The 24,477-nt window shown below is 74.9% G+C and carries 26 protein-coding genes; 14 read left to right on the top strand and 12 right to left on the bottom strand.

The genetic code is table 11. The annotated features are described in order from the left end of the window. The first annotated feature begins 81 nt into the window (after positions 1–81). Entirely contained in the window at positions 82–507 is a 426-nt protein-coding gene (locus tag MUK52_RS10685) for a sec-independent translocase (RefSeq protein WP_284575721.1), read from the top strand. A gap of 113 nt (positions 508–620) precedes the next feature. After that, positions 621–1,391: a hypothetical protein gene (locus MUK52_RS10680; RefSeq protein ID WP_114054032.1), complete on the top strand. Its 771-nt coding sequence runs from the start codon at positions 621–623 to the stop codon at positions 1,389–1,391. Positions 1,392–1,452: 61 nt separating this feature from the next. Here MUK52_RS10680 and MUK52_RS10675 read toward each other — a convergent pair whose 3' ends face one another. The 3 genes from MUK52_RS10675 to MUK52_RS10665 form a co-directional block, all read right to left on the bottom strand. After that, a complete protein-coding gene (locus MUK52_RS10675) occupies positions 1,453–2,613 on the bottom strand; it encodes an Mrp/NBP35 family ATP-binding protein (protein WP_284575720.1) in 1,161 nt (386 codons plus the stop codon). A 42-nt stretch (positions 2,614–2,655) separates the two neighbouring features. Next, positions 2,656–3,234: a DUF1003 domain-containing protein gene (locus MUK52_RS10670; protein ID WP_428985480.1), complete on the bottom strand. Its 579-nt coding sequence runs from the start codon at positions 3,232–3,234 to the stop codon at positions 2,656–2,658. Between the two features lie 100 nt (positions 3,235–3,334). Continuing rightward, the gene (locus MUK52_RS10665; RefSeq protein WP_114054033.1) at positions 3,335–4,606 is read right to left on the bottom strand and encodes a magnesium transporter MgtE N-terminal domain-containing protein; all 1,272 of its coding nucleotides are present in this window, start codon (positions 4,604–4,606) and stop codon (positions 3,335–3,337) included. A 205-nt stretch (positions 4,607–4,811) separates the two neighbouring features. Between MUK52_RS10665 and MUK52_RS10660 the strand changes: the two genes are divergently transcribed. After that, a complete protein-coding gene (locus tag MUK52_RS10660; RefSeq protein ID WP_114054034.1) occupies positions 4,812–5,606 on the top strand; it encodes a hypothetical protein in 795 nt (264 codons plus the stop codon). A gap of 3 nt (positions 5,607–5,609) precedes the next feature. On the opposite strand, the gene MUK52_RS10655 is transcribed toward MUK52_RS10660, so the two are convergent. Beyond that, on the bottom strand, positions 5,610–6,128 hold the full coding sequence (locus tag MUK52_RS10655; RefSeq protein ID WP_114054035.1) for a hypothetical protein: 519 nt from the start codon (positions 6,126–6,128) through the stop codon (positions 5,610–5,612). Between the two features lie 57 nt (positions 6,129–6,185). Beyond that, a complete protein-coding gene (locus tag MUK52_RS10650) occupies positions 6,186–7,301 on the bottom strand; it encodes a magnesium and cobalt transport protein CorA (protein ID WP_114054036.1) in 1,116 nt (371 codons plus the stop codon). Positions 7,302–7,691: 390 nt separating this feature from the next. On the opposite strand from MUK52_RS10650, the gene MUK52_RS10645 reads away from it, so the two are divergent. The 4 genes from MUK52_RS10645 to MUK52_RS10630 all read left to right on the top strand — a co-directional run bounded on the left by MUK52_RS10645 (position 7,692) and on the right by MUK52_RS10630 (position 10,682). Beyond that, positions 7,692–8,276 (top strand): suppressor of fused domain protein, encoded by a 585-nt coding sequence (locus MUK52_RS10645; RefSeq protein WP_114054037.1) that lies wholly within the window; start codon positions 7,692–7,694, stop codon positions 8,274–8,276. Positions 8,277–8,337: 61 nt separating this feature from the next. Further along, positions 8,338–8,979, top strand: coding sequence for a DUF6758 family protein (locus MUK52_RS10640; protein WP_114054038.1), 642 nt, complete (start codon positions 8,338–8,340; stop codon positions 8,977–8,979). 137 nt (positions 8,980–9,116) lie between these two features. Next, positions 9,117–9,983, top strand: a complete 867-nt coding sequence (locus MUK52_RS10635; RefSeq protein WP_284581691.1) for a PHP domain-containing protein — start codon at positions 9,117–9,119, stop codon at positions 9,981–9,983. 93 nt (positions 9,984–10,076) lie between these two features. Further along, positions 10,077–10,682: a MarC family protein gene (locus tag MUK52_RS10630; RefSeq protein WP_114054039.1), complete on the top strand. Its 606-nt coding sequence runs from the start codon at positions 10,077–10,079 to the stop codon at positions 10,680–10,682. Between the two features lie 75 nt (positions 10,683–10,757). On the opposite strand, the gene MUK52_RS10625 is transcribed toward MUK52_RS10630, so the two are convergent. The 3 genes from MUK52_RS10625 to MUK52_RS10615 form a co-directional block, all read right to left on the bottom strand. Next, positions 10,758–10,910 (bottom strand): DUF8834 family protein, encoded by a 153-nt coding sequence (locus tag MUK52_RS10625; protein WP_174250346.1) that lies wholly within the window; start codon positions 10,908–10,910, stop codon positions 10,758–10,760. Positions 10,911–11,004: 94 nt separating this feature from the next. Further along, on the bottom strand, positions 11,005–11,865 hold the full coding sequence (locus tag MUK52_RS10620; RefSeq protein ID WP_284575719.1) for an alpha/beta fold hydrolase: 861 nt from the start codon (positions 11,863–11,865) through the stop codon (positions 11,005–11,007). A 120-nt stretch (positions 11,866–11,985) separates the two neighbouring features. Next, complete coding sequence (locus tag MUK52_RS10615) at positions 11,986–13,932, bottom strand: DEAD/DEAH box helicase (RefSeq protein WP_284575718.1); 1,947 nt, start codon at positions 13,930–13,932, stop codon at positions 11,986–11,988. Positions 13,933–14,398: 466 nt separating this feature from the next. Between MUK52_RS10615 and MUK52_RS10610 the strand changes: the two genes are divergently transcribed. Continuing rightward, positions 14,399–15,157, top strand: coding sequence for a ferritin-like fold-containing protein (locus tag MUK52_RS10610; protein WP_114058456.1), 759 nt, complete (start codon positions 14,399–14,401; stop codon positions 15,155–15,157). Between the two features lie 134 nt (positions 15,158–15,291). Here MUK52_RS10610 and MUK52_RS10605 read toward each other — a convergent pair whose 3' ends face one another. The 4 genes from MUK52_RS10605 to MUK52_RS10590 form a co-directional block, all read right to left on the bottom strand. After that, a complete protein-coding gene (locus MUK52_RS10605) occupies positions 15,292–15,591 on the bottom strand; it encodes a hypothetical protein (protein WP_428985392.1) in 300 nt (99 codons plus the stop codon). Between the two features lie 140 nt (positions 15,592–15,731). Continuing rightward, positions 15,732–15,959, bottom strand: a complete 228-nt coding sequence (locus MUK52_RS10600) for a DUF3107 domain-containing protein (protein WP_216827122.1) — start codon at positions 15,957–15,959, stop codon at positions 15,732–15,734. Positions 15,960–16,125: 166 nt separating this feature from the next. Beyond that, on the bottom strand, positions 16,126–16,785 hold the full coding sequence (locus tag MUK52_RS10595) for a TetR/AcrR family transcriptional regulator (protein WP_114054042.1): 660 nt from the start codon (positions 16,783–16,785) through the stop codon (positions 16,126–16,128). Positions 16,786–16,961: 176 nt separating this feature from the next. Beyond that, positions 16,962–17,189 carry an Rv3202a family protein gene (locus tag MUK52_RS10590; RefSeq protein WP_114054043.1) on the bottom strand — a complete coding sequence of 76 codons (228 nt, stop codon included), beginning with the start codon at positions 17,187–17,189 and terminating at the stop codon, positions 16,962–16,964. Between the two features lie 141 nt (positions 17,190–17,330). Here MUK52_RS10590 and MUK52_RS10585 point away from each other — a divergent pair, with 141 nt between their 5' ends. The 6 genes from MUK52_RS10585 to MUK52_RS10560 all read left to right on the top strand — a co-directional run bounded on the left by MUK52_RS10585 (position 17,331) and on the right by MUK52_RS10560 (position 24,445). Further along, positions 17,331–18,323 (top strand): alpha/beta fold hydrolase, encoded by a 993-nt coding sequence (locus tag MUK52_RS10585; RefSeq protein WP_284575717.1) that lies wholly within the window; start codon positions 17,331–17,333, stop codon positions 18,321–18,323. A 5-nt stretch (positions 18,324–18,328) separates the two neighbouring features. Further along, on the top strand, positions 18,329–19,729 hold the full coding sequence (locus MUK52_RS10580; protein ID WP_284575716.1) for a DUF3152 domain-containing protein: 1,401 nt from the start codon (positions 18,329–18,331) through the stop codon (positions 19,727–19,729). A 278-nt stretch (positions 19,730–20,007) separates the two neighbouring features. After that, complete coding sequence (locus MUK52_RS10575) at positions 20,008–21,657, top strand: DUF3492 domain-containing protein (RefSeq protein ID WP_114054046.1); 1,650 nt, start codon at positions 20,008–20,010, stop codon at positions 21,655–21,657. Continuing rightward, the gene (locus MUK52_RS10570) at positions 21,654–22,559 is read left to right on the top strand and encodes a hypothetical protein (protein ID WP_284575715.1); all 906 of its coding nucleotides are present in this window, start codon (positions 21,654–21,656) and stop codon (positions 22,557–22,559) included. The genes MUK52_RS10575 and MUK52_RS10570 overlap by 4 nt, the downstream gene beginning before the upstream one ends. A gap of 123 nt (positions 22,560–22,682) precedes the next feature. Then, complete coding sequence (locus tag MUK52_RS10565) at positions 22,683–23,708, top strand: SDR family oxidoreductase (RefSeq protein WP_284575714.1); 1,026 nt, start codon at positions 22,683–22,685, stop codon at positions 23,706–23,708. Further along, the gene (locus MUK52_RS10560; protein ID WP_114054049.1) at positions 23,696–24,445 is read left to right on the top strand and encodes a spherulation-specific family 4 protein; all 750 of its coding nucleotides are present in this window, start codon (positions 23,696–23,698) and stop codon (positions 24,443–24,445) included. Before MUK52_RS10565 ends, MUK52_RS10560 begins: the two co-directional genes overlap by 13 nt. The last annotated feature ends 32 nt before the right edge of the window (positions 24,446–24,477 follow it).

Raw genomic sequence — 24,477 nt, 5'->3', positions numbered from 1 at the left:
GGTGGACCGATGTAGGGCCCGGGGCGCCCGGCCGGGTACCGTTGTCGTGGCCCGACGTGGAGAGAGCCGAGGAGCGGCAAGGTGTTCAACGACATAGGCGCACTCGAGCTGGTCACCATCGTGGTCCTCGCCATCCTCGTCTTCGGACCGGACAAACTGCCGAAGGTCGTCCAGGACGTCGCCGGCTTCGTCCGCAAGATCCGCGCCTTCTCCGACAGCGCCAAGCAGGACATCCGCTCCGAGCTCGGACCGGACTTCAAGGACTTCGAGTTCGAGGACCTCAACCCCAAGACGTTCATCCGCAAGCAGCTCTCCACCAACGAGGACCTCAGCGACATCCGCAGCAGCTTCGACCTCCGCCAGGAGCTGAACGACGTCACCGACGCCGTCAACGGCCGCGACCCGGAGCCCGCGCAGGCTCCCGCAGGCTCCGGCCCGGACCTGGTGAAGAAGCCCGCCGCCCCGTCCTCCGAGCAGCGCACTCCGTTCGACGCCGACGCCACCTGAGCCCCGTCCTGCCCGGCGATCCGCGGTCCGGTGGCTATCCTCCATGAGTCCGGACCCAGGACGCCCGAGGGGGGCGGGCCGTTCCGGACCCCACGGAACGAGAGGCCCCATCGATGGAGACGACGAGCAGTAGCCGGGTCGGCGCACAGCCCGCCGAAGCACCCGAAGCACCCGCCGCCGCACCCGCCGCGACCGCCCCGCCGGCCACACCCGCCGCCCCTGCCGCGGCGGTCCCGCACACCGCCGCTCCGCCCCACGAGGAGACCGCGGCCGCCCCCGTCCCGGCCGCCCGACGCACCGCCGGCGACGGCTTCCGCCGCGCCGGCTTCCCCTGGTACGGGCTGGACGACGCCTTCACCGGACACCGCTGGCTGATGCAGGTCGGCACCGGCGCCGACGGCAGCGTCGAGCACGGCTCCACCGGCCACGGCGACGAACCGTCCGTCCGCGGCGAACTCGCCACCGGCGAGAAGGAGCGCTTCGCGGTCGTCGTGACCGTCGCGGCGAACCCGCTGCGCCGCAGCAGCGACGGCACGGGAGTCCTGGAGGCCACCTCGGTCTCCTCCGCCGCCTGGCTGGCCGGCTCCGGCCTGCTCGCGTACAGCTGGCCCGGCCAGATGGACCACACCCTGCGCGACGACTGGCTGGAGCAGCAGACCGAGGCGGCCTGGGAGCTCGCCGACCACCTCGACGGCCCGGACTGGTCGACGCTGTCGCTGCCCGTCGACGGCGAGCCGACCCCCTTCCACTACCGCGAGTCCGAGTTCGGCTGGGTCCTCGCCGGCACCACCCCCGCGGGCGTCCACCTCGGCGCGTACGGCCGCGGCATGAGCGCCTACGGGATCGGCTTCGCCGTCATCGGCGACCTCGCCGCGTACGAGTAGCCGCACCCGGACACGCCGAAGGGGGCACCGCCGCCGGCGGTGCCCCCTTCGTCCGAACGCCTCAGAACTTGTTGCGCGGGGTGATCCCCAGCGACATGCCGGCCAGGCCGCGCGCCCGGCCGCCCAGCTTGCCCGCGATCGTGCGCAGCGCCGCACCCGCCGGGGAGTCCGGGTCGGACAGGACGACCGGCCTGCCCTCGTCGCCGCCCTCCCGCAGCCGGACGTCGATCGGGATGCAGCCCAGGACCGGCACGGTCGCGCCGACCGTCTTCGTCAGGCCGTCGGCGACCTTCTGGCCGCCGCCGGTGCCGAACACGTCGACCATCTCGTCGCAGTGCGGGCACGGCAGCCCGGACATGTTCTCCACCACGCCGACGATCTTCTGGTGGGTCTGGACGGCGATCGAGCCGGCCCGCTCGGCGACCTCGGCCGCGGCCTGCTGCGGGGTCGTCACGACGAGGATCTCCGCGTTCGGCACGAGCTGCGCCACCGAGATCGCGATGTCGCCGGTGCCCGGCGGCAGGTCCAGCAGCAGCACGTCCAGGTCGCCCCAGAAGACGTCCGCGAGGAACTGCTGGAGCGCGCGGTGCAGCATCGGGCCGCGCCAGACGACCGGCGCGTTGCCCGGGGTGAACATGCCGATGGAGATGACCTTCACGCCGTTCGCCGACGGCGGCATGATCATGTTCTCGACCTGGGTGGGCCGCCCGTCCACGCCGAGCATGCGGGGCACGCTGTGGCCGTAGATGTCCGCGTCGACGACACCGACCTTCAGGCCGTCCGCCGCCATCGCCGCAGCGAGGTTCACCGTCACCGACGACTTGCCGACGCCGCCCTTGCCGGACGCGACCGCGTACACGCGGGTCAGCGAGCCCGGCTTGGCGAACGGCACCTCGCGCTCGGCGGTGCCGCCGCGCAGGGTGGCCGCCAGCTCCTTGCGCTGCTCGTCGCTCATCACGTCCAGCGTCACCTCCACGGAGGTGACCCCGGGGACCTTCGCGACCGCGTCCGAGACGTTCTTGGTGATGGTCTCCCGCATGGGGCAGCCCGACACCGTGAGGTAGACCGTGACCGCGACCGCGCCGCCGTCGCCGATCTCCACCGATTTGACCATGCCGAGCTCGGTGATCGGCCGGTGGATCTCGGGGTCGTTCACCGTCGCCAGCGCGTCCAGGATCGCGTCCTGCTCGGGCACGGCGGCGGAGCTTGTGTCGGTAGCCATGCGTCGATGGTACGGCGCGGTAGCGTGCCTCCGGAAAGGCCGCTAGCGGTCGCCTTCGTCACTCTCCTGCGGGAACATCCGCCGGTCGTCCATCTCCTTGATCAGGTCCTGGAACTCCGAGCGGATCCAGTCGCGTGTCGCGACCTCGCCCAGGCCCATCCGCAGCGCCGCGATCTCCCGCGTCAGGTACTCGGTGTCGGCGATGGACCGCTCGTTCTGCTTGCGGTCCTGCTCCAGGTTGACGCGGTCGCGGTCGTCCTGCCGGTTCTGCGCGAGGAGGATCAGCGGGGCCGCGTACGAGGCCTGAAGCGACAGCATGAGCGTCAGGAAGATGAAGGGGTACTGGTCCCAGCGCAGGTGCGCCGGCGCGAACACGTTCCACAGCACCCAGAGCACGATGACCAGCGTCATCCAGACGATGAACCGGCCCGTGCCGAGGAAGCGCGCCACCCGCTCCGACAGCCGGCCGAACGCCTCCGGGTCGTACACCGGCAGCAGCCGCCGCCGGTCCGCGCGCGGCTGGTCCAGCCGTACGCGCGCCGAGCGGGTCAGTGCGCTCGACCCCGTCGCGGCGGCCCGCGACCGCAGCCGCTCGGAGGCCTCCTCCTCCCGGCCGCTCAGCCCGTGCTCCCGCGCGTCCTCGCGGGCGTGCTCCCGCGCCAGCTCGCGCCGCACCCGCAGCTGCTCGCGGCGCCGCTCGCGCGCCGGGTCGCCCCGCCGCTCACCGCCCACCGGAGACCTCCTCGGAGTGGAGGTCCGTCTCCCGCCAGTCGTCCGGCAGCAGGTGGTCCAGCACGTCGTCCACGGTCACCGCGCCCAGCAGCGCGCCGCCCTCGTCGACGACGGGCACGGCGACCATGTTGTACGCGGCCAGGTAGCTCGTCACGGCCGGCAGCGAGGCGTCCGGCCGCAGCGGCGGCAGGTCCGTGTCGACGATCGAGCTGACCAGCGTGAACGGCGGATCGCGCAGCAGCCGCTGGAAGTGCACCGTGCCCAGGTACTTGCCCGTCGGCGTCTCGTCCGGCGGCCGGCACACGTACACCTGCGCGGCCAGCGCCGGCGACAGGTCGGCCTGCCGGACCCGCGCCAGGGCGTCCGCGACCGTGGCGTCGGGCCGCAGCACGATCGGCTCCGTCGTCATCAGGCCGCCGGCCGTGTTCTCCTCGTACGACAGCAGCCGGCGCATGTCCGCGGCGTCGTCCGGCCGCATCAGGGTCAGCAGCCGCTCCTTGTCGTCCTCGGGCAGCTCCGACAGCAGGTCGGCGGCGTCGTCCGGGTCCATCGCCTCCAGGACGTCCGCGGCGCGCTCCTCCTTCAGCTTGCCGATGATCTCGACCTGCTCGTCCTCGGGCAGCTCCTCCAGGACGTCCGCGAGCCGGTCGTCGTCGAGGGCGCTCGCCACCTCGGCGCGCCGCTTCGGCGTCAGGTGGTGCAGGACGTTCGCCACGTCCGCCGGGCGCATCTGCTCGAAGGTGGCGACCAGGTTCTCGGCGCCCTGCCCCTCCTCCTCCAGCGAGAAGCCGGTCACGGCCGACCACTCCACGGTCAGCGTCTCGCCGCGGCGGCGCAGCGCGCCCCCCTTGCCCTTGCGTACGAAGATCTTGTCGATCTCCCAGTCGCGGCGGGCCGGCAGCTGCTGGATGGCCACGTCCAGGACGGTCGCCTCCTCGCCGGTCGCGGTCAGCCGCACCCGCCGGTCCAGGAGCTCGCCGAGGACCAGGCGCTCCGTCGGCCGCTGCTCGAACCGCCGCATGTTCACCACGCCGGTGGTGATGACCTGGCCCGACTCCACGCCCGTCACCCGCGTCATCGGCAGGAAGATCCGGCGCCGGCTGACCACCTCGACCACCAGCCCCAGCAGCCGCGGCGGCCGCCCGCCGACGCGCAGCATCGCCACGAGGTCGCGGACCCGGCCCACCCGGTCGCCGTTGGGATCGAACACGGGCACACCCGACAGATGCGAGACGAAGATCCGCGGGGCGCCTCCGGCCATTCCAGCGCCTCCCAGAGTGTCGGTCCACGGTCCTGCCTGCCGTCCCTCAGGCTAGCCCGTGGGCTGTACGGCCGTCCTGGTGGGGCCGTCCGCCCGGGGTGCGCCGCCGGCCGCCCGCCCGCCGGCCGCGGGCACCCTCCGACCGACGGCCTACGGGCGGGTACGCTGCCTGCTGCCCCAGCAAGCACGACGAGAGGCACCCGCCGTGACCGCCCATTCCCCCGCCGCACGGCTGCGCCGCGCCGCCGTCGCCGGTGTCGTCCTCGCGGGCCTCGCTGTCGCCGGGACGGGCTGCGGCGCGGACCCCGACGAAGGCACCAACGGCGTCGGCAAGCTCTCTGCGGCCCAGATCGAGGGCAAGGCGAAGGCCGCCGCCGGCGCCGCCTCCTCCGTGCACCTGTCGGGCACCCTCGTCAGCAGCGGAAAAACCTTCACCCTCGACATGCGCCTCGGCAAGGAGGGCGGCTCCGGCGAGGTGAAGTCCAAGGAGGACACCTTCCAGCTGCTCCGCATCGGCGACCAGCTCTACCTCAAGGCGAGCGCCGCCTTCTGGGGGACCTCCGAGGCGGCCGGGAAGCTCGGCGACAAGTACGTGAAGGTCCCCGAGAGCGACCCCACCTACAAGCAGTTCCGCGGCTTCACCGACATGCACGTCCTGCTCGACGGGCTCCTCGGCCTCGATGGCAAGCTCGCCAAGGGCGACTACACCAAGGTCGGCCCCACGCGCGCCGTCCAGGTCACCGCCGACAAGGGCAGGGGCGGAAAGCTGGCGGTCTCCCTGGAGGGCACCCCCTACCCGCTGCGGATGGAGCGCGCCGGCGGAGCGGGCACCGTCGACCTGGGCGACTGGGGGCAGCCGGTGCAGCTGGACCCGCCGCCGGCGGACCAGACCCTCGACTACGGCTCCCAGCTGCCGACGACGAAGGAGTCCGGCAGCGGCAGCCCGGCCCCGGCGCCGACCGGCAAGGGGTCGGGGCAGGGCTCCAACCCGACGGGGTAGGCCCTACGCCCCGCGGTCGGCCTTCCGCCGCTTCAGCAGCAGCTTCGGCAGGCCCGCCGGGACGGGCCGCCGCGTCACCGCCGGCGAGCCGACCGGCACGGCGGCCAGCGACCCGTCGGGCAGGTCGGTGCTCGCCGCGACCGGCTCCAGGCGCAGCACCCGGCACTCGCGCGCCCAGCGCGCCGTCATCTCCTCGGAGTCGGGGGCGTTCAGCCGCTTGCCCTTCAGCTCCGCCACCGCCGCCTCCCACGCGCCGCCGCCGGGGGGCAGCTCCCGTACGGCCGCGGTCCAGGCCACCAGCCGGCCGCCCTTGTCCTTGCTGCGGACGGTGACCTCGGCCGTCGCCCCGTCGGCGAGGCCCGGCAGCGGCTGCTCGCCGGGGCCGTCGCCCAGCACGTGCGCCGCGCCGTCCACCCAGGCGTGCCACAGGGCGCGGTCGGCGCCGGCGCCGCGGACCCAGATCAGGCCGGACTTCTTGGTGGCCTCCTCGACGAGGGCCAGGTCGAGCGTGCTGAGAGTCATGCGGACCAGGGTAGGGGAGGGCTCGGACGGGTCCGGCGGCCGGCGCCCCGGCGGGTGCTACAGCCAGCCGTGGCGGCGCAGTGCCCGGTGGATGGTGAAGCAGATGCCGACGATGCTCGCCATCACCATCGGGTAGCCGTACTCCCACTTGAGCTCGGGCATGTGCTCGAAGTTCATCCCGTACACGCCGCAGATCATGGTCGGCACGGCGATGATGGCCGCCCAGGAGGTGATCTTGCGCATGTCCTCGTTCTGCGCGACGGTCGCCTGGGCGAGGTTGGCCTGGAGGATCGAGTTCAGCAGCTCGTCGAAGCCGACGACCTGCTCGTGGACGCGCGCCAGGTGGTCGGCGACGTCGCGGAAGTACTTCTGGATGTCCGGGTCCACCAGCCGCATCGGGCGCTCGCTGAGCAGCTCCATCGGCCGCAGCAGCGGGGCCACGGCCCGCTTGAACTCCAGCACCTCCCGCTTGAGCTGGTAGATGCGGCCGGCGTCGCCGCCGCGCGCGACGCCCTTGGCGGGCGCGGCGAACACCGCGTTCTCCACCTCGTCGATGTCGTCCTGCACCGCCGCCGCGACCGCGATGTACCCGTCGACGACGTGGTCGGCGATCGAGTGCAGGACCGCCGAGGGGCCCTTGGCCAGCAGCTCGGGGTCGTCCTGGAGGCGGTGGCGCAGGCCCCGCAGCGAGCCCTGCCCGCCGTGCCGGACCGTGATCACGAAGTCGGTGCCGGTGAAGCACATCACCTCGCCGGTCTCCACGACCTCGCTGGTCGCCGTCAGTTCCGCGTGCTCCACGTAGTGGATCGTCTTGAACACGGTGAAGAGGGTGTCGTCGTAGCGCTCCAGCTTCGGCCGCTGGTGGGCGTGGACGGCGTCCTCGACGGCCAGCGGGTGCAGGCCGAAGACGGCGGCGATCCCCGCGAACTCCTCCTCCGTCGGCTCGTGCAGGCCGATCCAGGCGAAGCCGCCGTCCTCGCGGACCCGCCGGATCGCCTCACGGGGCGTCAGGCAGGCCGAGCCGAGGGCGCGCCGGCCGTCGCGGTACACCGCGCAGTCGACCACGGCGCTGCTCGCCGAGGGGTCGCGGGTGGCGTCGTAGCCGGGCTGGACGGGGTTGGACCTGCGCAGCGCCGGTCGGACGGCGGCACGGAGGTAGGGCAGCATCGACATGGCAGGCTCCTTCGCACGCACGGCCGCGGCCGTGCGGGGTGGGAGATCCCTCCGGTGGACGCGGACTGCCGGCGGCGGGCGCGCCGGCAGGGGCGGAGGGAAAGGGACGGGAGGACAGACGTTCCGCCGTCGCTCTTCTGCTGATCGGATGATCAAACGGGGCAGGGTGCGCCCGTACCAGGGGCGGAAGAGCGATTGGTACTGCACGATCGACTTCGGTCCACGGCAGTCCCCACCTCCTCCGGCCGGTCCCCCGTGGGGGACGTCCTGTCGCCGGGGCCCCGAGGCACCGCTTCTGCGGTGCGGCCCCGACCAGCGGTCAACACTATCAGCCGACGGATGGTCAAGACCCGCCCTTTACCCGCCTGATACGAGTTCTATGCTCGGCGCATGGCAGAAATTCTGGCTCTCGTCGAAGCCCGGCTGCGCAGCGCCCTCGGCGAGCCCGACGCCCGCGCCGCCGTCACGTTCCTCGGCACCGACCGCATCGAGGTGCTCCGCTTCACCGGGGACGGCCTGGTGCGGTACGCGACCCTCGGCATGTCCGCGTCCCCGATGGCCGACCCGACCGCCGTGGTCGCCGACCCGCTGCGCGGGCCGCGGGCCGAGCTGGTGCTGACGGTGCGGGCGGGCCTGGCGCCCACCGACCGGGTGCTGCGGCCGCTCGCCGTGCTCGCCGCCTCGCCGCAGGTCGAGGGGCTGGTGGTGGCGCCCGGTGCGTCGCTCGACGTGGGCGAGCCGCTGTGGGAGGGCGCGCCGTTCACCTCGGTGCTCGTCGCGGAGCCCGGCGGGCTCGTCGAGGACCTCGAACTGGACGAGCCGATGGAGCCGGTGCGGTTCCTTCCGCTCCTGCCGATGACGGCGAACGAGGCCGCCTGGAAGCGGGTCCACGGCGCGGCGGCCCTCCAGGAGAGGTGGCTGGCGCGGGGGACGGACCTGCGCGACCCGCTGCGTACGTCCGTGGCGCTGGACTGAGGCATCCGACCGGGTGATCGTGTCTTGACGGGGCGCCGGGCGGGGAGGAGCGTGGCTTCCTATGAGGGGCGAACCGAGTTGCCCGAAGTGCGGTGGCCGGGTCAGGGCGCCCGGACTCTTCTCCGACTCCTGGCAGTGCGCGGTGCACGGCGCGGTGCACCCCCTGCAGCCCGTCGTCCCGCCCAGCGTCGAGGCCCTGGAGGTCGTCGTGCACCGGGCCCGGGTCCCGGTGTGGATGCCGTGGCCGCTGCCGGTGGGGTGGCTGTTCACGGGGGTGGCGGCGGCGGGTGACGACCGCAGCGGGGGCAGGGCGACCGCCGTGGCCTGCTCCGGGCCCGGACCGCTGGGCGGCCCCGGCGAGTTGCTGCTGATCGCCGAGGAGCTGGGCGTCGGGCTCGGCTCCCGCTACGCCGGCATCGACGGCCCCGACCCCGGTTCCGCCATCGACGTCTCCTCCCCGCCGCACGCCAAGGTCGTCGCGGGCGGCCGGCCGACACCGCTGTGGCACGTGAACGGGGCCCCCGAGGACCGGGCCGTCTTCGCCGGGGAGGCGCGGGGCCTGTGGCTGTGGGCCGTCGCCTGGCCCGAGCAGTCGGGCCTCCTGATGTACGACGAACTGGTCCTGACGGACCTGCGCGAGGCGGGTGCGGAGGTGGACATGCTGCCCTGCGGGGCCCTCAGCCCGCGGATCCTCGGCCCGTAGGCGTCCGCCGCAGTGCCGTCGCCGCCGCCCTGGGCGGGGCGGTCGCCGGGGCGCCGCGGCGGACCGGGGGACGGAGGGGCCGCGGCCGGGCGTTATCCTGGGGTGTCCCCGCAACCCCGACCCCTGGAGCCATGGCCGTGCGCATCGACCTGCACGCCCACTCCACGGCGTCCGACGGGACCGACACCCCCGCCGAGCTGGTCCGCGCCGCGGCCGCCGCCGGGCTGGACGTCGTCGCGCTCACCGACCACGACACCGTCGCGGGGCACGCCGAGGCCATCGCGGCCGCCCCTGCCGGGCTGACCGTCGTCCCCGGCATGGAGCTCTCCTGCCGCCTCGACGGTATCGGCATGCACATGCTCGCGTACCTCTTCGACCCCGAGGAGCCCGAGCTCGCCCGCGAGCGGGAGCTCGTCCGCGACGACCGCACCCCGCGCGCCCAGGCGATGATCGCCAAGCTGCGCGGCCTCGGCGTGGACGTCACCTGGGAGCAGGTCTCCCGGATCGCCGCCGGCGGCTCCGTCGGCCGGCCCCACATCGCCACCGCCCTCGTCGAGCTCGGCGTCGTGCCCACCGTGTCGGACGCGTTCACTCCGGACTGGCTCGCGGACGGCGGGCGCGCCTACGCCGAGAAGCACGAGCTCGACCCGTTCGAGGCCGTACGCCTGGTCAAGGCGGCCGGCGGCGTCACCGTGTTCGCGCACCCCGCCGCCGTCAAGCGCGGCCGCTGTGTGCCCGAGTCGGCGATAGCCGAACTCGCCGCCGCCGGACTGGACGGCATCGAGGTCGACCACATGGACCACGACGACGCCACGCGCGCCCGGCTGCGCGGCCTGGCAGGCGACCTCGGTCTGCTCGTGACCGGCTCCAGCGACTACCACGGCAGCCGCAAGACCTGCCGCCTCGGTGACTACACCACCGACCCGGAGGTCTACGGCGAGATCACGCGCCGCGCGGCGGGGGCCTTCCCCGTCCCGGGCGCCGGCGGAGACACGCGCGCGTAAGGCCGCCCCGCCCGGCAGCCGCCGGGCCCGCGCCCGCACGCCCCGCCCCCAGCACCCTCCTGCGAAACACCCCTCTCTCTGCAAGGCATCACTGTGTTCGACTTCGCCGTCTTCGGATCCCTATTTCTCACGCTTTTTGTGATTATGGACCCTCCGGGGATCACGCCGATCTTCCTCGCCCTGACCTCCGGCCGCCCCGTCAAGGTGCAGCGCCGGATGGCCTGGCAGGCCGTCTGCGTGGCCTTCGGCGTCATCGCCGTCTTCGGTATCTGCGGCCAGCAGATCCTCGACTACCTGCACGTCTCCGTCCCGGCGCTGATGATCGCCGGCGGTCTGCTGCTCCTGCTCATCGCCCTCGACCTGCTGACCGGGAAGACGGACGAGCCGAAGCAGACCAAGGACGTCAACGTCGCCCTCGTCCCGCTCGGCATGCCGCTGCTCGCCGGTCCGGGTGCCATCGTCTCCGTCATCCTGGCCGTGCAGAAGGCCGACGGCGTCGCGGGGCAGGTCTCGGTCTGGGCCGCGATCGTCGCGATGCACGCGGTCCTGTGGCTGACGATGCGCTACTCGCTGGTGATCATCCGGGTCATCAAGGACGGCGGCGTCGTCCTCGTGACGCGGCTCGCGGGCATGATGCTCTCCGCCATCGCCGTCCAGCAGATCATCAACGGCGTGCTCCAGGTCGTCCGCGGCGCCTGACGCCCCGCGCGCCCGCGCATGCGAACGCCCCCGCACCGGATGGTGCGGGGGCGTTCGGCGTGTGCGGGCGAAGCGTCAGGAGGACGCACTCTCGGCCGGTCGGATCAGGATGCGCTGGCCGATCGAGGCCGCCTGCTGCACGATCCGGTTGACGGAGGCCGCGTCCACGACGGTGCTGTCCACGGCCGATCCGTCGACGTCGTCCAGGCGCAGAATCTCGAAGCGCACGGCTTCTCCCTTCGTCAGTGTTCTCCTTGCACTGTTCCAACCGAGGGGAGGAGAGAAACATTCCCTACGCTAAAGAAATTTTTTCCCAGGCTAACTACCTGTGGTCCACGGACGCCCAGAACGATGCCAGGGCCCTGGCCGTGGCCTGCGGGTTCTCCGCGTTCGGGGAGTGCTCCGCCCCCGCCACGACCACCCGCCGCGCCCCGAGACGATCCGCCATGTCGTCGAGCAGCGGCACCGGCCACGCGTAGTCCACCTCGCCGGAGACGACCATCTTGGGCAGGTCCACGGCGGCGAGCCCGTCGACCCGGTCCGGCTCGGAGACGAGCACCCGCCCCGTGGCGATCAACTGCTCCGGCACGGTCGCCAGCCAGCGGCCGCGCAGGAACTCCTCCAGCTCCGGCGCGTCCGGCAGCGCGTCCTCCGGATCGTACGAGCGCATCGCGGTCCACACGCCTGCCATGTCCTCGCGCATCGCCTCCAGCGCCGCCACCAGCAGCTTCGTCCGCGCCTGCTGCTCCTCGGAGATCGCGCCCGGCCCGCTGCTCATCAGCGTCAGCGAGGCGAACGGCGCAGGGTCCCGCAGCACCGCGGCCCGCGCGACCAGGCCGCCCAGCGAGTGCCCCAGCAGGTGGAGCGGCCCCGCGCCGCCGAGTACGGCGGCCTGCGCGAGGACGTCGCGCGCCAGCTCCTCCAAGGCGTACGCGGACTCCTCGCGCGGCCCCGGCGTCTCGTGCTGCCCGCGCCCGTCGACCGCGACGACCCGGTACCCGGCCGCGGCCAGCGGCTCCAGCAGCCCGATGAAGTCCTCCTTGCTCCCGGTGAACCCGGGAACCAGCAGGGCGGTGCCGCGCTCCGGCGCACCCGCCTCGTGCACGGCGAAGTCGCCGCGGGCGGTGGTCAGGCGGTACGCGCGGGCGTCGGACGGGAGGGTCAGGCGGGGCGGCTTGCTCATGGCCCGAGGTTACCGGCCCGTAGGAAGGCGTCCACTCCGAGGGCCGCCCTGCCCGGGAACGCCGAGGGCCCGGCCCCCCGAGAGGGGAGCCGGGCCCGTGCCACGGTGCTACGGGGGCCCTCAGGCCTCCGCGGCGGGTGCGACGGCCTTGCGGGTGCGGGTGCGCTTCGGCTTGGCCGGCGCCTCCTCGGCGGCAGCGGCGGCCTCGGCGACCGGAGCCTCCGCGGCGGGTGCGACGGCCTTGCGGGTGCGGGTGCGCTTCGGCTTGGCCGGCGCCTCCTCGGCCGCAGGGGCCTCGGCGACCGCTGCGGGCGCCGCGGCCGGAGCGGCAGCGGCGGCCTTGCGCGGGGCACGCGTGGTGCGGCGGGCCCGGACGGGCTCGGCCGGCGGCGCGATCTGGAAGTCCGGCTCCGGCCCGGCGGGCAGCACCGGCGCCTCGACGGGCGCGGCCGCGGCCGCCGCCAGGATCGAGGTCTGGGTGGGCTTGCGGGTCCGGGCGGCCCGGCGCGGCGCGGCAGCGGCCTTGGCCGGCGCAGCCTTGGCAGGAGCCTCGGCGGCGGGCACGCCGGCGACCGGAGCCTCGACGGCCGGAGCCGTGGCGACGGCGGCAGCGGCGGCGTCCGCCGCCGACACCCGGGTCCGCCGGCGGCGCGGCCTGCGCGGCTCGTCCGCGACCGCGGCGGGCGCCTCGGCGGCGGAAACCTCGGCCACCGCGGCGGGAGCCGCGGCCGCAGCCGCCTCGGCCGCCTCGGCCACCTCGGCACCGCCGCGCGTACGCCGGCGCTGGCGCGGAGTCCGCGTCCGGGCCGGGCGCTCCGCCTCGGCGGAGGCCGCCGGACGGCGCTCGCCGCGGCCGCCCCGGCCGCCGCGGCCGCCGGTCTCGCCCAGGTCCTCGATCTCCTCGGCGTCCAGACCGGCCCGCACGCGCTCGGCGCGCGGCAGGACACCCTTGGTGCCGGCGGGGATCCCCAGCTCCTCGTAGAGGTGCGCGGAGGTGGAGTACGTCTCGACCGGGTTGTGGAAGTCGAGCTCCAGCGCCTTGTTGATCAGCTGCCAGCGCGGGATGTCGTCCCAGTCGACCAGCGTGATCGCGGTGCCCTTGTTGCCCGCGCGGCCGGTGCGGCCGACCCGGTGCAGGAAGGTCTTCTCGTCCTCGGGCGTCTGGTAGTTGATGACGTGCGTCACGCCCTCGACGTCGATGCCGCGCGCGGCGACGTCGGTGCACACCAGGACGTCGACCTTGCCGTTGCGGAACGCGCGCAGCGCCTGCTCGCGCGCCCCCTGGCCCAGGTCGCCGTGGACGGCGCCGGCCGCGAAGCCGCGCCGCTCCAGCTGCTCGGCGATGTCCGCCGCGGTGCGCTTGGTCCGGCAGAAGATCATGGCGAGTCCGCGGCCCTCGGCCTGCAGGACGCGGGCCACGAGCTCCGGCTTGTCCATGTTGTGCGCGCGGTAGACGCGCTGCGTGATGTTGGCGACGGTCGCGCCCTCGTCGTCGGGCGAGGTGGCGCGGATGTGCGTCGGCTGCGTCATGTAGCGGCGGGCCAGGCCGATGACGGCGCCCGGCATGGTCGCCGAGAACAGCATCGTCTGCCGCTTGGCCGGCAGGTGGTTGATGATCTTCTCGACGTCGGGCAGGAAGCCCAGGTCGAGCATCTCGTCGGCCTCGTCCAGCACCAGCGCCTTGACGCGCGACAGGTCGAGCTTGCGCTGGCCGGCCAGGTCGAGCAGGCGGCCGGGCGTGCCGACGATGACGTCGACGCCCTTCTTGAGCGCCTCGACCTGCGGCTCGTACGCGCGTCCGCCGTATATGGCGAGGACCCGGACGTTGCGGACCTTTCCGGCGGTCAGCAGGTCGTTCGTCACCTGGGTGCACAGCTCGCGCGTCGGGACGACGACGAGGGCCTGGGGGGAGTCGGTGAGCTGGTCGGGCGTGGCCCGGCCGGCCTCGACGTCCGCGGGGACGACGACGCGCTCCAGCAGCGGAAGGCCGAAACCGAGCGTCTTGCCGGTTCCGGTCTTGGCCTGTCCGATGACGTCCGTGCCGGAGAGGGCGACGGGGAGGGTCATCTCCTGGATGGGGAAGGGGGTCGTGATGCCGACGGCTTCGAGGGCCTCGGCGGTCTCGGGAAAGATCCCGAGTTCTCGGAACGTAGTCAGGGTGCTGCCTCTTCTGTGAGACGCGGTGCGAGGCGGCGAGGGGGTCCACCGTGCCGTGCTTGCCGTACTGCGACGTGCGAAGCTGCGCGGGACCACTGCCTTCGCTCAAGCGCTTGCGCCGCTGAGGGGGCCCCTCTCGGACGCGGTACGCATGGACGTACGCATCACCGAGGGCGGTCGGGTTGGAGCCGATCGGGCCACCGACCGGGCATCCTCATTCGGGTGGCCCGCCGAGTATCCGGCAGGCGCATTACCACTGTACCCCGGATTCCCGCAGGCGTGTCTGGTGAATTCACCTGGTCGTCGCGTCCGGGTGTACGGGACGTCGTGCGACGTGGTGGCCTCGGCGTCCCCGGGGCGGGCTATTGTGCGGACCATGTCGACCGTAGAAAACGCAACGCCCGCCGACGACGGCGCCTCCGCCGGGTCCGGCGGCATCGCCGCCCAGGACTGGGCGACCGCCTCGGCCTCGCCGCAGTACCGGGCCGCCGTCGTGGACCTCCTGGGCGCGCTCGCGTACGGCGAGCTGGCCGCATTCGAGCGCCTCGCGGAGGACGCGAAGCTCGCGCCCACCCTCGACGACAAGGCCGAGCTCGCGAAGATGGCCGCCGCCGAGTTCCACCACTTCGAGCGGCTGCGCGACCGGCTCGCCGCGATCGACGCCGAGCCGACCGCCGCGATGGAGCCCTTCGCCAAGGGCGTCGACGACTTCCACCGCCAGACCGCCCCGTCGGACTGGCTGGAGGGCCTGGTCAAGGCGTACGTGGGCGACTCGATCGCCAGTGACTTCTACCGCGAGGTCGCCAGCCACCTGGACGCGGACACCCGCGCCCTGGTGCTGGGCGTGCTCGACGACACCGGCCACGGCGGCTTCGCCGTGGAGAAGGTCCGCGCCGCCATCGAGGCCGACCCGCGCTGCGGCGGCCGGCTCGCCCTGTGGGCGCGCCGCCTGATGGGCGAGGCCCTCTCGCAGGCGCAGCGGGTCGTCGCCGAGCGCGACGCCCTGTCGACCATGCTCGTCGGCGGGGTCGACGGGATGGCGGCCGGCTTCGACCTGGCAGCCGTCGGCGAGATGTTCGCCCGCATCACCAAGGCGCACACCAAGCGGATGGCGGCCCTGGGCCTCGCCGCCTGACACCGGCGGTTCCGGCTGCGGCCGTACGGCGGCCCCGGCGCGCGCACCGCGCACCGGGGCCGAGGCGTCAGGATCCGCCGGAGGGGCCGCCGGGCGGGCGGCGTCCGGTGCGGGATCGGGGCGCGCGGGGACGGTCAGCCCCGCGACGGAAGCGAAAACGGAGCCCGGCGGGGGCCGCCGGCGGACCCGCCCGGCCGCAGCAGCAGCGACAGCACCACGGCGGACACCAGCACCGCGCCGGCCAGCGTCGCCATCGGACTGGCGTGCCCCGGGCCGAGCGCGTACCCCGTCAGCCAGGCCCCGAACAGGGCGCCGAGCACCCCGCTGGCGAGCACCAGCCGGGCGGCCGGCAGGCGCCGGGCGAGCAGGCGCACCGCCGCCGCGGCCAGGGCCAGGCCCAACAGGGCGGAGCCGAGCGCTTCCAGCAGCAGCATGAGGGCCTCCCGCAGGCCGGAGCCGAACCAGGTCAGAGCCGTCCTACCCGAAGCGGAAGACGCGGAAACGGCCCGGCGGAAGCAACCGCCGGGCCGTTTCGGCCAGTTCCCGGACGCCCTTGCAGACGCCCGACACCGCGTCAGAGCGCGCCGAAGCCGACCTTGCGGACGTTCGGCTCGCCCAGGTCCACGTACGACAGGCGGTCGGACGGCACCAGGACCCGGCGGCCCTTGGTGTCGGTGAGGCTGAGCAGCGGCTCCGAACCGGTCAGCGCGGCCGCGACGATGCGCTCCAGCTCCTCGGCGCTCAGGTCGCTCTCCAGCACGATCTCCCGGGGTGCGTGCTGCACGCCGATCTTGACCTCCACGGCTTCGTCCCTCCGACGGTCGTTGTGCGCGATCAGCCGCGCCGTACCGGTCCACATTAGCCCGCAGAGGGGACGGGCGAGCCGTGCTCCGGGCACGCTCGCAGCGAACAGCGCGGGGCGGCGCGGACCGGTGCGGCCGGCGCCGCCCCGCGGCCGGTCCGGGCGGTCAGGCGGCCGGGCCCGCCGCGGCGCCGTCCGCGCCGTGCAGGGGGAAGCCGGCGATGCCGCGCCAGGCCAGCGACGTCAGCAGGCCCACCGCCTTGTCGCGGGCGACCGGGCTCTCGCTGGAGAGCCAGTACCGGGCCACCACCTGCGAGACGCCGCCCAGGCCCACCGCCAGCAGCATCGACTCGTCCTGGGACAGCCCCGTGTCCTCCGCGATCACGTCGGAGATCGCCTCCGCGCACTGCAGCGACACCCGGTCGACGCGCTCGCGCACCGCGGGCTCGTTGGTCAGGTCGGACTCGAACACCAGGCGGAACGCGCCGCCCTCCTCCTCCACGTACGCGAAGTAGGCGTCCATGGTCGCGGCGACCCGCAGCTTGTTGTCCGTCGTCGACTCCAGCGCCCCGCGCACCGCCTGGAGCAGGTTCTCGCAGTGCTGGTCCAGCAGCGCCAGGTACAGGTCCAGCTTGCCGGGGAAGTGCTGGTAGAGCACCGGCTTGCTGACCCCGGCCCGCTCGGCGATGTCGTCCATCGCCGCCGCGTGGTACCCCTGCGCGACGAAGACCTCCTGGGCCGCGCCCAGGAGCTGGTTGCGTCGGGCTCGGCGCGGCAGGCGCGTGCCCCGAGGACGCGCTGCCTCCGTCTGCTCGATGGCTGTCACGCCGCCTCCCACTTTCTCTCATGCACAGTGCGCTCTGCGCCGCGCCCGCCATCGTACTTTTCGGTAACCGCATGCGGGGGGTTCCGGCCGAGTTTTCTCGCTCTGCGGACCACCCGGAGGCGCTGGTCAGAACGCCCTGGCGGGTTACCGGGCGGTAGTGGGCAGCGGTGGACGGCTCAGCGGTAGTCCTCCTCGTCCAGGGGCACCACGCGCGCCTGCTCGGCGGCGTCGCCGTCGGCCGCCTCGCCGCGCTCCACCCCCGTGACACGCTCGTCCTCGTCCTCGTCGTCATCGGGCCGGAGTTCCGCCAGCTGCTCCGCCGCGTCGGCCTCCGGCGCCTCCGCGTCCAGCGACTCCCGGAACTGGTCCCGGAAGGTGTCCGGCTCTGCGGGGTCGACACTCATCAGGCTCTCCACCTTCCCTCACCCCTGGTCCTGCCTACCCCAAAGCCTAGGAGGATCGCCCGTGCACCGCTACGCGGCCGTCCCCGGCCTGTGACGCCGAACACAGGAGTCCGGACGTGATCCTCTCGTAACATTGCCCGCATGTCTTCGACCGAGCTGCCGGGTGTGCGCTCCGCCGCCGAGCCGTCCTCCCGGGCCGGCGCCGCCCGGGTGGCCGAGGGGGAGCAGCTGCGCACCGACCGGCTGCCGGGCCTCGAACTCGCCGTCCGGTTCCGCCCCGCCACCGCCGGCGCCGGACTGCCGCCCGCCCTGTTCGTGCACGGCCTCGGCGGCTCCTCCACCAACTGGTCCGCCCTCATGGCCCGCCTGGAGGACCGCGTCGACGGCGAGGCCGTCGACCTGCCCGGCTTCGGCTGGTCGCCGCCGCCCGCCGACCGGAACTACTCGGTCACCGCGATGGCCCGCGCCGTCATCCGGCACCTCGACGCCGCCGGCCGCGGCCCCGTCCACCTCGTCGGCAACTCCCTCGGCGGCGCCGTCACCACCCGCGTCGCTGCCGCCCGCCCCGACCTGGTGCGCACCCTGACCCTGGTCTCGCCCGCCCTCCCCGAGCTGCGCGTGCAGCGGTCGGCCGTGCCGACCGGCCTCCTCGCCCTGCCCGGGACCGCCGCGCTGGTCGACCGGCTCACCCGCGGCCTCACCGCCGAGCAGCGCACCCGCGGCGTCACCGAGCTCTGCTACGGCGACCCCTCGCTGGTGCCGCCGGAGGCCTTCGCCCAGGCCGTCGAGGAGATGGAGCGGCGCATGGCGCTCCCCTACTTCTGGGACGCGATGAGCCGCACCGCCCGCGGCATCGTCGACGCCTACACCCTCGGCGGACAGCACGGACTGTGGCGGCAGGCCCAGCGCGTGCTGGCCCCGACGCTGCTCGTCTACGGCGGCCGCGACCAGCTCGTCTCCTACCGCATGGCCCGCAAGGCCGCCGCCGCGTTCCGCGGCGCGCGCCTGCTGTGCCTGCCCGCCGCCGGGCACGTGGCGATGATGGAGTGCCCCGACGTCGTGGCCAGGGCGTTCCGGGAACTCCTGGACGACACCGGGAAACATGTCCGATATACCGACGACGGCAGAGGCTGAGCACCTTGGGACGACACAGCCGCAAGGGCCCCGCTCCGGCAGGCCGGCCCCCCGAGGCCGCCCCCGCCGCGCCGCCGGCCGCCGGGCAGCAGGACCCGTACGGGCAGGGCCGCGCCCGCGAGGAGTACGGGTACGGACAGGACGGGTACGGGCAGCACCAGCCGTACGGGCAGTCCTGCGGGCAGCAGTACCAGAACGAGCAGCACGAGCAGCACGAGCAGTACGAGCACGGGCAGTACGGATACGGCGAGCACGCCTTCCCCGGCGGGCACGCTGCGTACCGGGAGCAGCGCTCACCGTACGACCGGCGCCCGGGCCACCCCGAGCAGCGCGAGCCCGGCGGGGCGTGGGGCGCCGGCCCCGACCCGGTGTACGGCGACTGGCAGGGCTTCCCGGGCGGCGGCGCGGACTCCGCCCGCGGCCCCCGGTCCGCAGCCGAAACCGTTCTCCACGACTCCGGCCCCGGCGCGGACGCCCCCGACGACCCCGCCTCCACCGGCCCGCAGCGCCGGGTGCCCGCCCCGCGCGCGGACGACGCCGAGGAACCGCAGGCCGGTGCCGCCGGCACGGGGCGCGGCCGCAAGGCCCTCACCTACACCGGCATGGCCGCCGCGGCTGTCACCACCGTCCTCGCCGTCGTCGTCGCCGGCCACATGAGCGCCGACACCGACGGCAAGTCCGCCTCCCCGCGCGCCGCGGGCACGGCCGGCGACCGGGCCATGCCCGGCCAGTCCGCGGCCTCCCGCTCCGACGGCCGGGCCGTCCCGCAGGCGCCGCCCGCGGCCCCGGCGCCCGCGCCGGAGCTCACGTACGAGCAGAAGATGGCCCAGCAGCTCCCGATCGACGAGAAGCTCAAGGGGCCCGGGACCTTCGAGACGGTCCCCGGCGTCGCCGCCGCCCCCGGCAAGGGCGACGTGGTCCGCTACCGGGTCGACGTCGAGACCGGGCTCGGCATGGACGCGCAGCTCTTCGCCGAGGCCGTGCACCGCACCCTCAACGACGACCGCAGCTGGGCCCACGGCGGCCGCAAGACCTTCGAGCGGGTTCCCGGCGGCAGCGCCGACTTCGTCATCACCCTCGCCAGCCCCGGCACCACCGGCGTGTGGTGCGCGAAGTCCGGGCTGGACACCACCATCGAGAACGTCTCCTGCGACTCGGCCAACACCGACCGCGTGATGATCAACGCGTTCCGGTGGGCGCAGGGCTCGCCGACGTACGGGGCGGACCAGATCTTCGCCTACCGGCAGATGCTCATCAACCACGAGGTCGGCCACCGGCTCGGCCACGGGCACGTGAACTGCCAGACCCCGGGCGCCCCCGCCCCGATCATGCAGCAGCAGACCAAGTCGCTGGAGATCAACGGGATCCGCTGCAAGCCCAACCCCTGGGTGTTCCCCGGCAACTGACGGTCGGCCGGACAGGCGGACGGCAGGCGGGAAGTCGGCCCGCCGGACAGCCCGGCAGCCGCAAAGCGCTTCGCTCCGCGGCTTGCCGACCCTCGCGGTGCCCCTACAGGTAGCGCGCTCGAACGCGAACCGTACGGGAAAGTTACGACTCTTCACCCCTTCCGGTGGCGCGACGGACAACCGTCCGCCGCGCCACCGGCGCATCCGCTTGGCTTCTCCCGCGGCCGGTCGCCGGACCGGCGGCCGCCGCCACGACCGGAGATTCGGGGGTGCCATTCGTGCGGATCGGACTGCTCACCGAAGGCGGCTATCCGTATGCCGCGGGCGAGGGCCGGCTGTGGTGCGAGCGCCTCGTGCGCGGGCTGCCGCAGCACGAGTTCGAGCTCTACGCACTGAGCCGCAGCGCCGAACAGGAGGAGCGCGGCCGGGTCGTGCTCCCCGAGCACGTCACCCGCGTCTGGACCGCCCCGCTGTGGGCGCCCGCCGACGACGGCCGCACCCACTCCCGGCGCGAGCGCCGCCGGTTCGCCGACTCCTACGGGGAGCTGGTGGACGGCATCTGCACCGGCCGCGCCGAGCCCTTCGCCGCCGGACTGTACGGGCTCGCCGAACTCGCCCGCGAACAGGGCGGCATGTACGCGGCCCTCCGCTCGGAGACCGCCGTGCGGACGGTGGAGTCCGCCTGCCGGGCACCCGGCGCCCGCCGCTCCGTCCGGCAGGCCCAGGTGGCCGACCTGCTGGAGTTCGCCGACGCCCTGGAGCGGCTGCTGCGCCCGCTGTCCCTCGACTGGTACGAGGACCTCCGCGAGGTGGACGTCTGCCACGCCGCCGCGGGCGGGGTCGCCGCCCTCCCCGGACTGCTGGCCAAACGCTTCTTCGGAGTGCCGCTCCTGGTCACCGAGTACGGGGTGCGGCTGCGCGCCCACTACCTGGACCGCCCCGAAGGCGGCCGGCCCGCCGTGCGCGCCCTCCTCGCCGCCTTCCACGTCCGGCTCGCCTGCGAGATCTACGCCCGCGCCGACCTCCTCACGCCCGGCAACGCCCACGCCCGCCGCTGGCAGGAGCGGTGCGGCGCCACCCGGGACCGGATGGAGACCGTCTACCCGGGCATGGAGGCGGACCGATTCGCCGCCGTCGGCGAGGACCCCGCCTGCGGCGACCCCGACACGCTCGTGTGGGTCGGCCGGATCGAGCCCGGCAAGGACCTCGTCGGGCTGCTCCACGCCTTCGCGGAGGTCCGCAAGGCCGCCCCCGGCACCCGGCTGCGGATCTTCGGGACCGCCGCCGCGGTCCCCGGCTACCTCGCCGACTGCCGCTCGCTGGCCGCCCAGCTCTTCCCCGACGAGGCCGCCGACGCCGTCTCCGCCGGGGAGAACCCCGTCTCGTTCGAGGACCTCGGCGGGCCCGGGACGGCAACGGCCGCAGAGGCCTACGGCAGCGGCCGCGTCGCCGTCCTCTCCTCCGTCGTCGAAGGCTTCCCCGCCGGGCTCGCCGAGGCGATGTTCTGCGGCCGGGCCACCGTCTCCACCGACGTCGGCGCGGTGTGCGAGGTCATCGGCGGCACCGGCCTCGTCGTCCCGCCCCGCAACCCGCGCGCCCTCGCCGACGCCTGCCTCTCCCTGCTGCGCGACCCCGAACGGGCCCAGCGGCTCGGCGCGGCCGCCCGGGCCCGCGCCCTGGAGCTGTTCACCGTCGAGCAGAACGTCGCCGCCTTCCGGGCGGCCTACCTGCGGCTCCTCGCCCGCGGACCCGCCCGGCCCGGCGCCGGCGTCCCCTTCGGGCAGCCCCCCGAGGCCCGCGTCCCCGGCCACTGGACCAGCCCCGGCTGGGCCGACCCCGACCCGGATCCCGACCCCGACGCGGCGGCCGCCGCGGGGGACCCCGCCGGCGCACCCGCCCCGGCCCCCACCACGGAGGCGACCGTATGACCCCCGACGAAGCCGTGGCTGCGGCGCCCGTCGCCGCCGCCCCCCGCCGGCGGGCGGCCGGAGACCCCGTCAAGACCCTGCTGCACCGGCACCGGGCGCTGTGCGAGCAGGCCGTGGACCCGCTGGAGATCGCCGCCGGCCTGGAGGCCCGCGGCATCACCGACCGCACCGCCGCCCGCTTCCGCCACCGGGACGTCTTCTCCCTCGCCGAGGAGCTCTACGCCCGCACCCCCCGCGGCCACGAGCCCGCAGAGCCCGCCGCGGCCCGCCCCCGCGACGCCCGCGCCCTGCGCGGCATCGGCCTCGCCCTGCTGCCCGGCGCCGCCGCCCTCGCCGCGGCCGCCGCCGCCCTGCCGTACGCGGGCGCCCTCGCCGTCGCCGCCACCGTCGCCGCCCTCGCCCGGCCCTCCGCCACCGGGCGGGCCCCCCGCGGCCGCGGCTCCCTCGCCGTCCACCTCGCCGCCGCGGCCGCCGCCGGGTGGGCCGTCCACCGCCACGGCACCCCCCTCGGCGTCGCCCTCGCGCTCGCCGCCGCCCCCGGCCACCTCGCCGCCGCGGCGTTCGCCGCCCGCGCCCGCCGCCGGCTCGCCGCCAGCCGCGCCCTGGAGGACTTCGCCGCCTCCGCCCGGCCGCTGCTCCTCGCGGCCGCCGCCGCCCAGACCGCCGCCGCAGCGGGCGCCGCCGCCCTCGCCGGGGCGCCGCTCGCCGCCGCCGTGCCGCTCGCCGTGCTGTTGTTCCTGGCACGGCTGCTCCTCTGCCACGGCGCCCCCTGGCCGCCCGTCGCCGCGGCGCTCGCCGTCGCCGCGGTCCCCGCCGCGCCCGCGGCGCCCGCCGCCGCGGCCGGCCTCCTCGCCCTCGCCCTGCCCGTCCTGGCGCGCGCCTCCGCGCACACCCGGACCTGAGGGCCGCCCGCCCCCGCGCCGACCGGAAGCGGCGAAGGCCCGCCCCGCCCCACCCCTCCCGCCCGACCCAAGAAGAAGGAGACACCGCATGACCGGCCAGCCAACCAACCGAGGGACCGCGCGATGAGGGTGCTGCTGATCGGAGCCAACGGATACCTCGGCCGCTACGTCGCCGACCGGCTGCTCGCCGACCCCGCCGTCCAGCTGACCGCGCTCGGCCGCGGCGACGACGCCGACGTCCGGTTCGACCTCGCCACCGGCAGCCCCGGCGCGCTCACCCGCTTCCTCGACGCCGTCCACCCGGGCGTCGTCATCAACTGCGCGGGCGCCACCCGCGGCGGCGCCCGCGAGCTGACCCGGCACAACACCGTCGCCGTCGCCACCATCTGCGAGTCCCTGCGCCGCAGCGGCTGCGGGGCCCGCCTCGTCCAGCTCGGCTGCGCCGCCGAGTACGGGCCCAGCCAGCCCGGCTCGTCCACCGCCGAGGACGCCGTCCCGAGACCCGGCGGGCCGTACGGGGTCAGCAAGCTCGCCGCCACCGAGCTCGTCCTCGGCTCCGGCCTCGACGCCGTCGTCCTGCGCGTCTTCTCGCCCGTCGGGCCCGGCACCCCCGCCGGCTCCCCGCTCGGCCGGCTCGCCGAGGCGATGCGGCGCGCCATGCAGTCCGGGGACGGCGAGCTGAAGCTCAGCGGCCTCGGGGTCCAGCGGGACTTCGTCGACGTCCGGGACGTGGCGCGCGCCGTGCACGCCGCCTCCCTGTCCGCCGCGCAGGGCGTCGTCAACATCGGGACCGGGCGCGCCGTCCGGCTCCGCGACGCCGCCGCCGTCCTCGCCCGGGTCGCGGGCTACGGCGGCGCCCTCCATGAGATCGACGTCCCACAGGGCGGACACCCCCAGGGCCACGGGCCGCTCCACGGCAGCCACGGCCGGGCCCCCTCCCTCGCCGCGATCGGCGCTCCCCGCTCCGAGGCCACCGCCGAGCAGCTGGCCGCCGCCCCGCCCGCAGCCGCGTACCCCTACCCGGACGGCTGCGGCGCCTGGCAGCAGGCGGACGTCCGCACCGCCCGGGACCGGCTCGGCTGGCGGCCCCGGATCAACCTGGAGGAGTCCCTCGCGGACATCTGGATGGAGGCGGCGTGCCGCATCTGACCACGCCCGCCCCGGCCGCCGCCGCCACCGGCTCCGGCCGCGTCGGCCTCGGCATCCCCGGCTACGCGCACCCGCTCCTCGCGCCCGTCGAGTGGGCCGAGCTGACCCGGCCCGGCACGCCCCTGCACTGGGCCGTGCTGAACGTCACCGACGGCCCCGGCTCCCGGCCCGACCCGCACTGCACCGAGGCGGTGGGCCGGCTCCGCGGGGCCGGCGGCACCGTCCTCGGGCATCTCGCGATGCGGGGCGGCGAGCGGACGTTCGGCGAGCTGGTCTCCGACGCCCACCGCTTCGCCGACTGGTACCGGGTCGACGGGTTCTACCTGGACGGGGCCCCGGCCGACCGGTCCGGGCTCGCCGAAGTGCGCCGGGTCGCCGACACCCTGCGCGGCCTCGGCGAGGACGTGCGGATCGTGCTCGGCCACGGCACCCACCCCCACGAGGGCTACGCGGACATCGCCGACCAGCTGGTCACCTTCGCCGGGGCCTGGACGGACTACCGCTGGTCGCAGGTGGCGGAGTGGACCGCCGACCACCCGCCGGAGCGGTTCTGCCACCTCGTCCACGGGGTGCCGCGCACGCACCTGGAGGAGGCGCTGCGGATCGCCCGCTGGCAGGGCGCCGGGACGATCTGGTTCACCGACCGGCGCGGCGCCCCCAACGGAGACCCCTGGGCGTCAATGCCCGCGTACTGGGACGAAATCGTCTCACGCATCGGACCGGGTGTCTCGGAATGAAGAAGGGCGTGGCAGTGTTACGGGAAGAACCA

It is taken from the genome of Streptomyces sp. 2P-4, from assembly GCF_030167965.1.
GTDB classification, from domain to species: domain Bacteria; phylum Actinomycetota; class Actinomycetes; order Streptomycetales; family Streptomycetaceae; genus Streptomyces; species Streptomyces globosus_A.
This window is presented reverse-complemented; position numbering and strand designations above follow the sequence as displayed.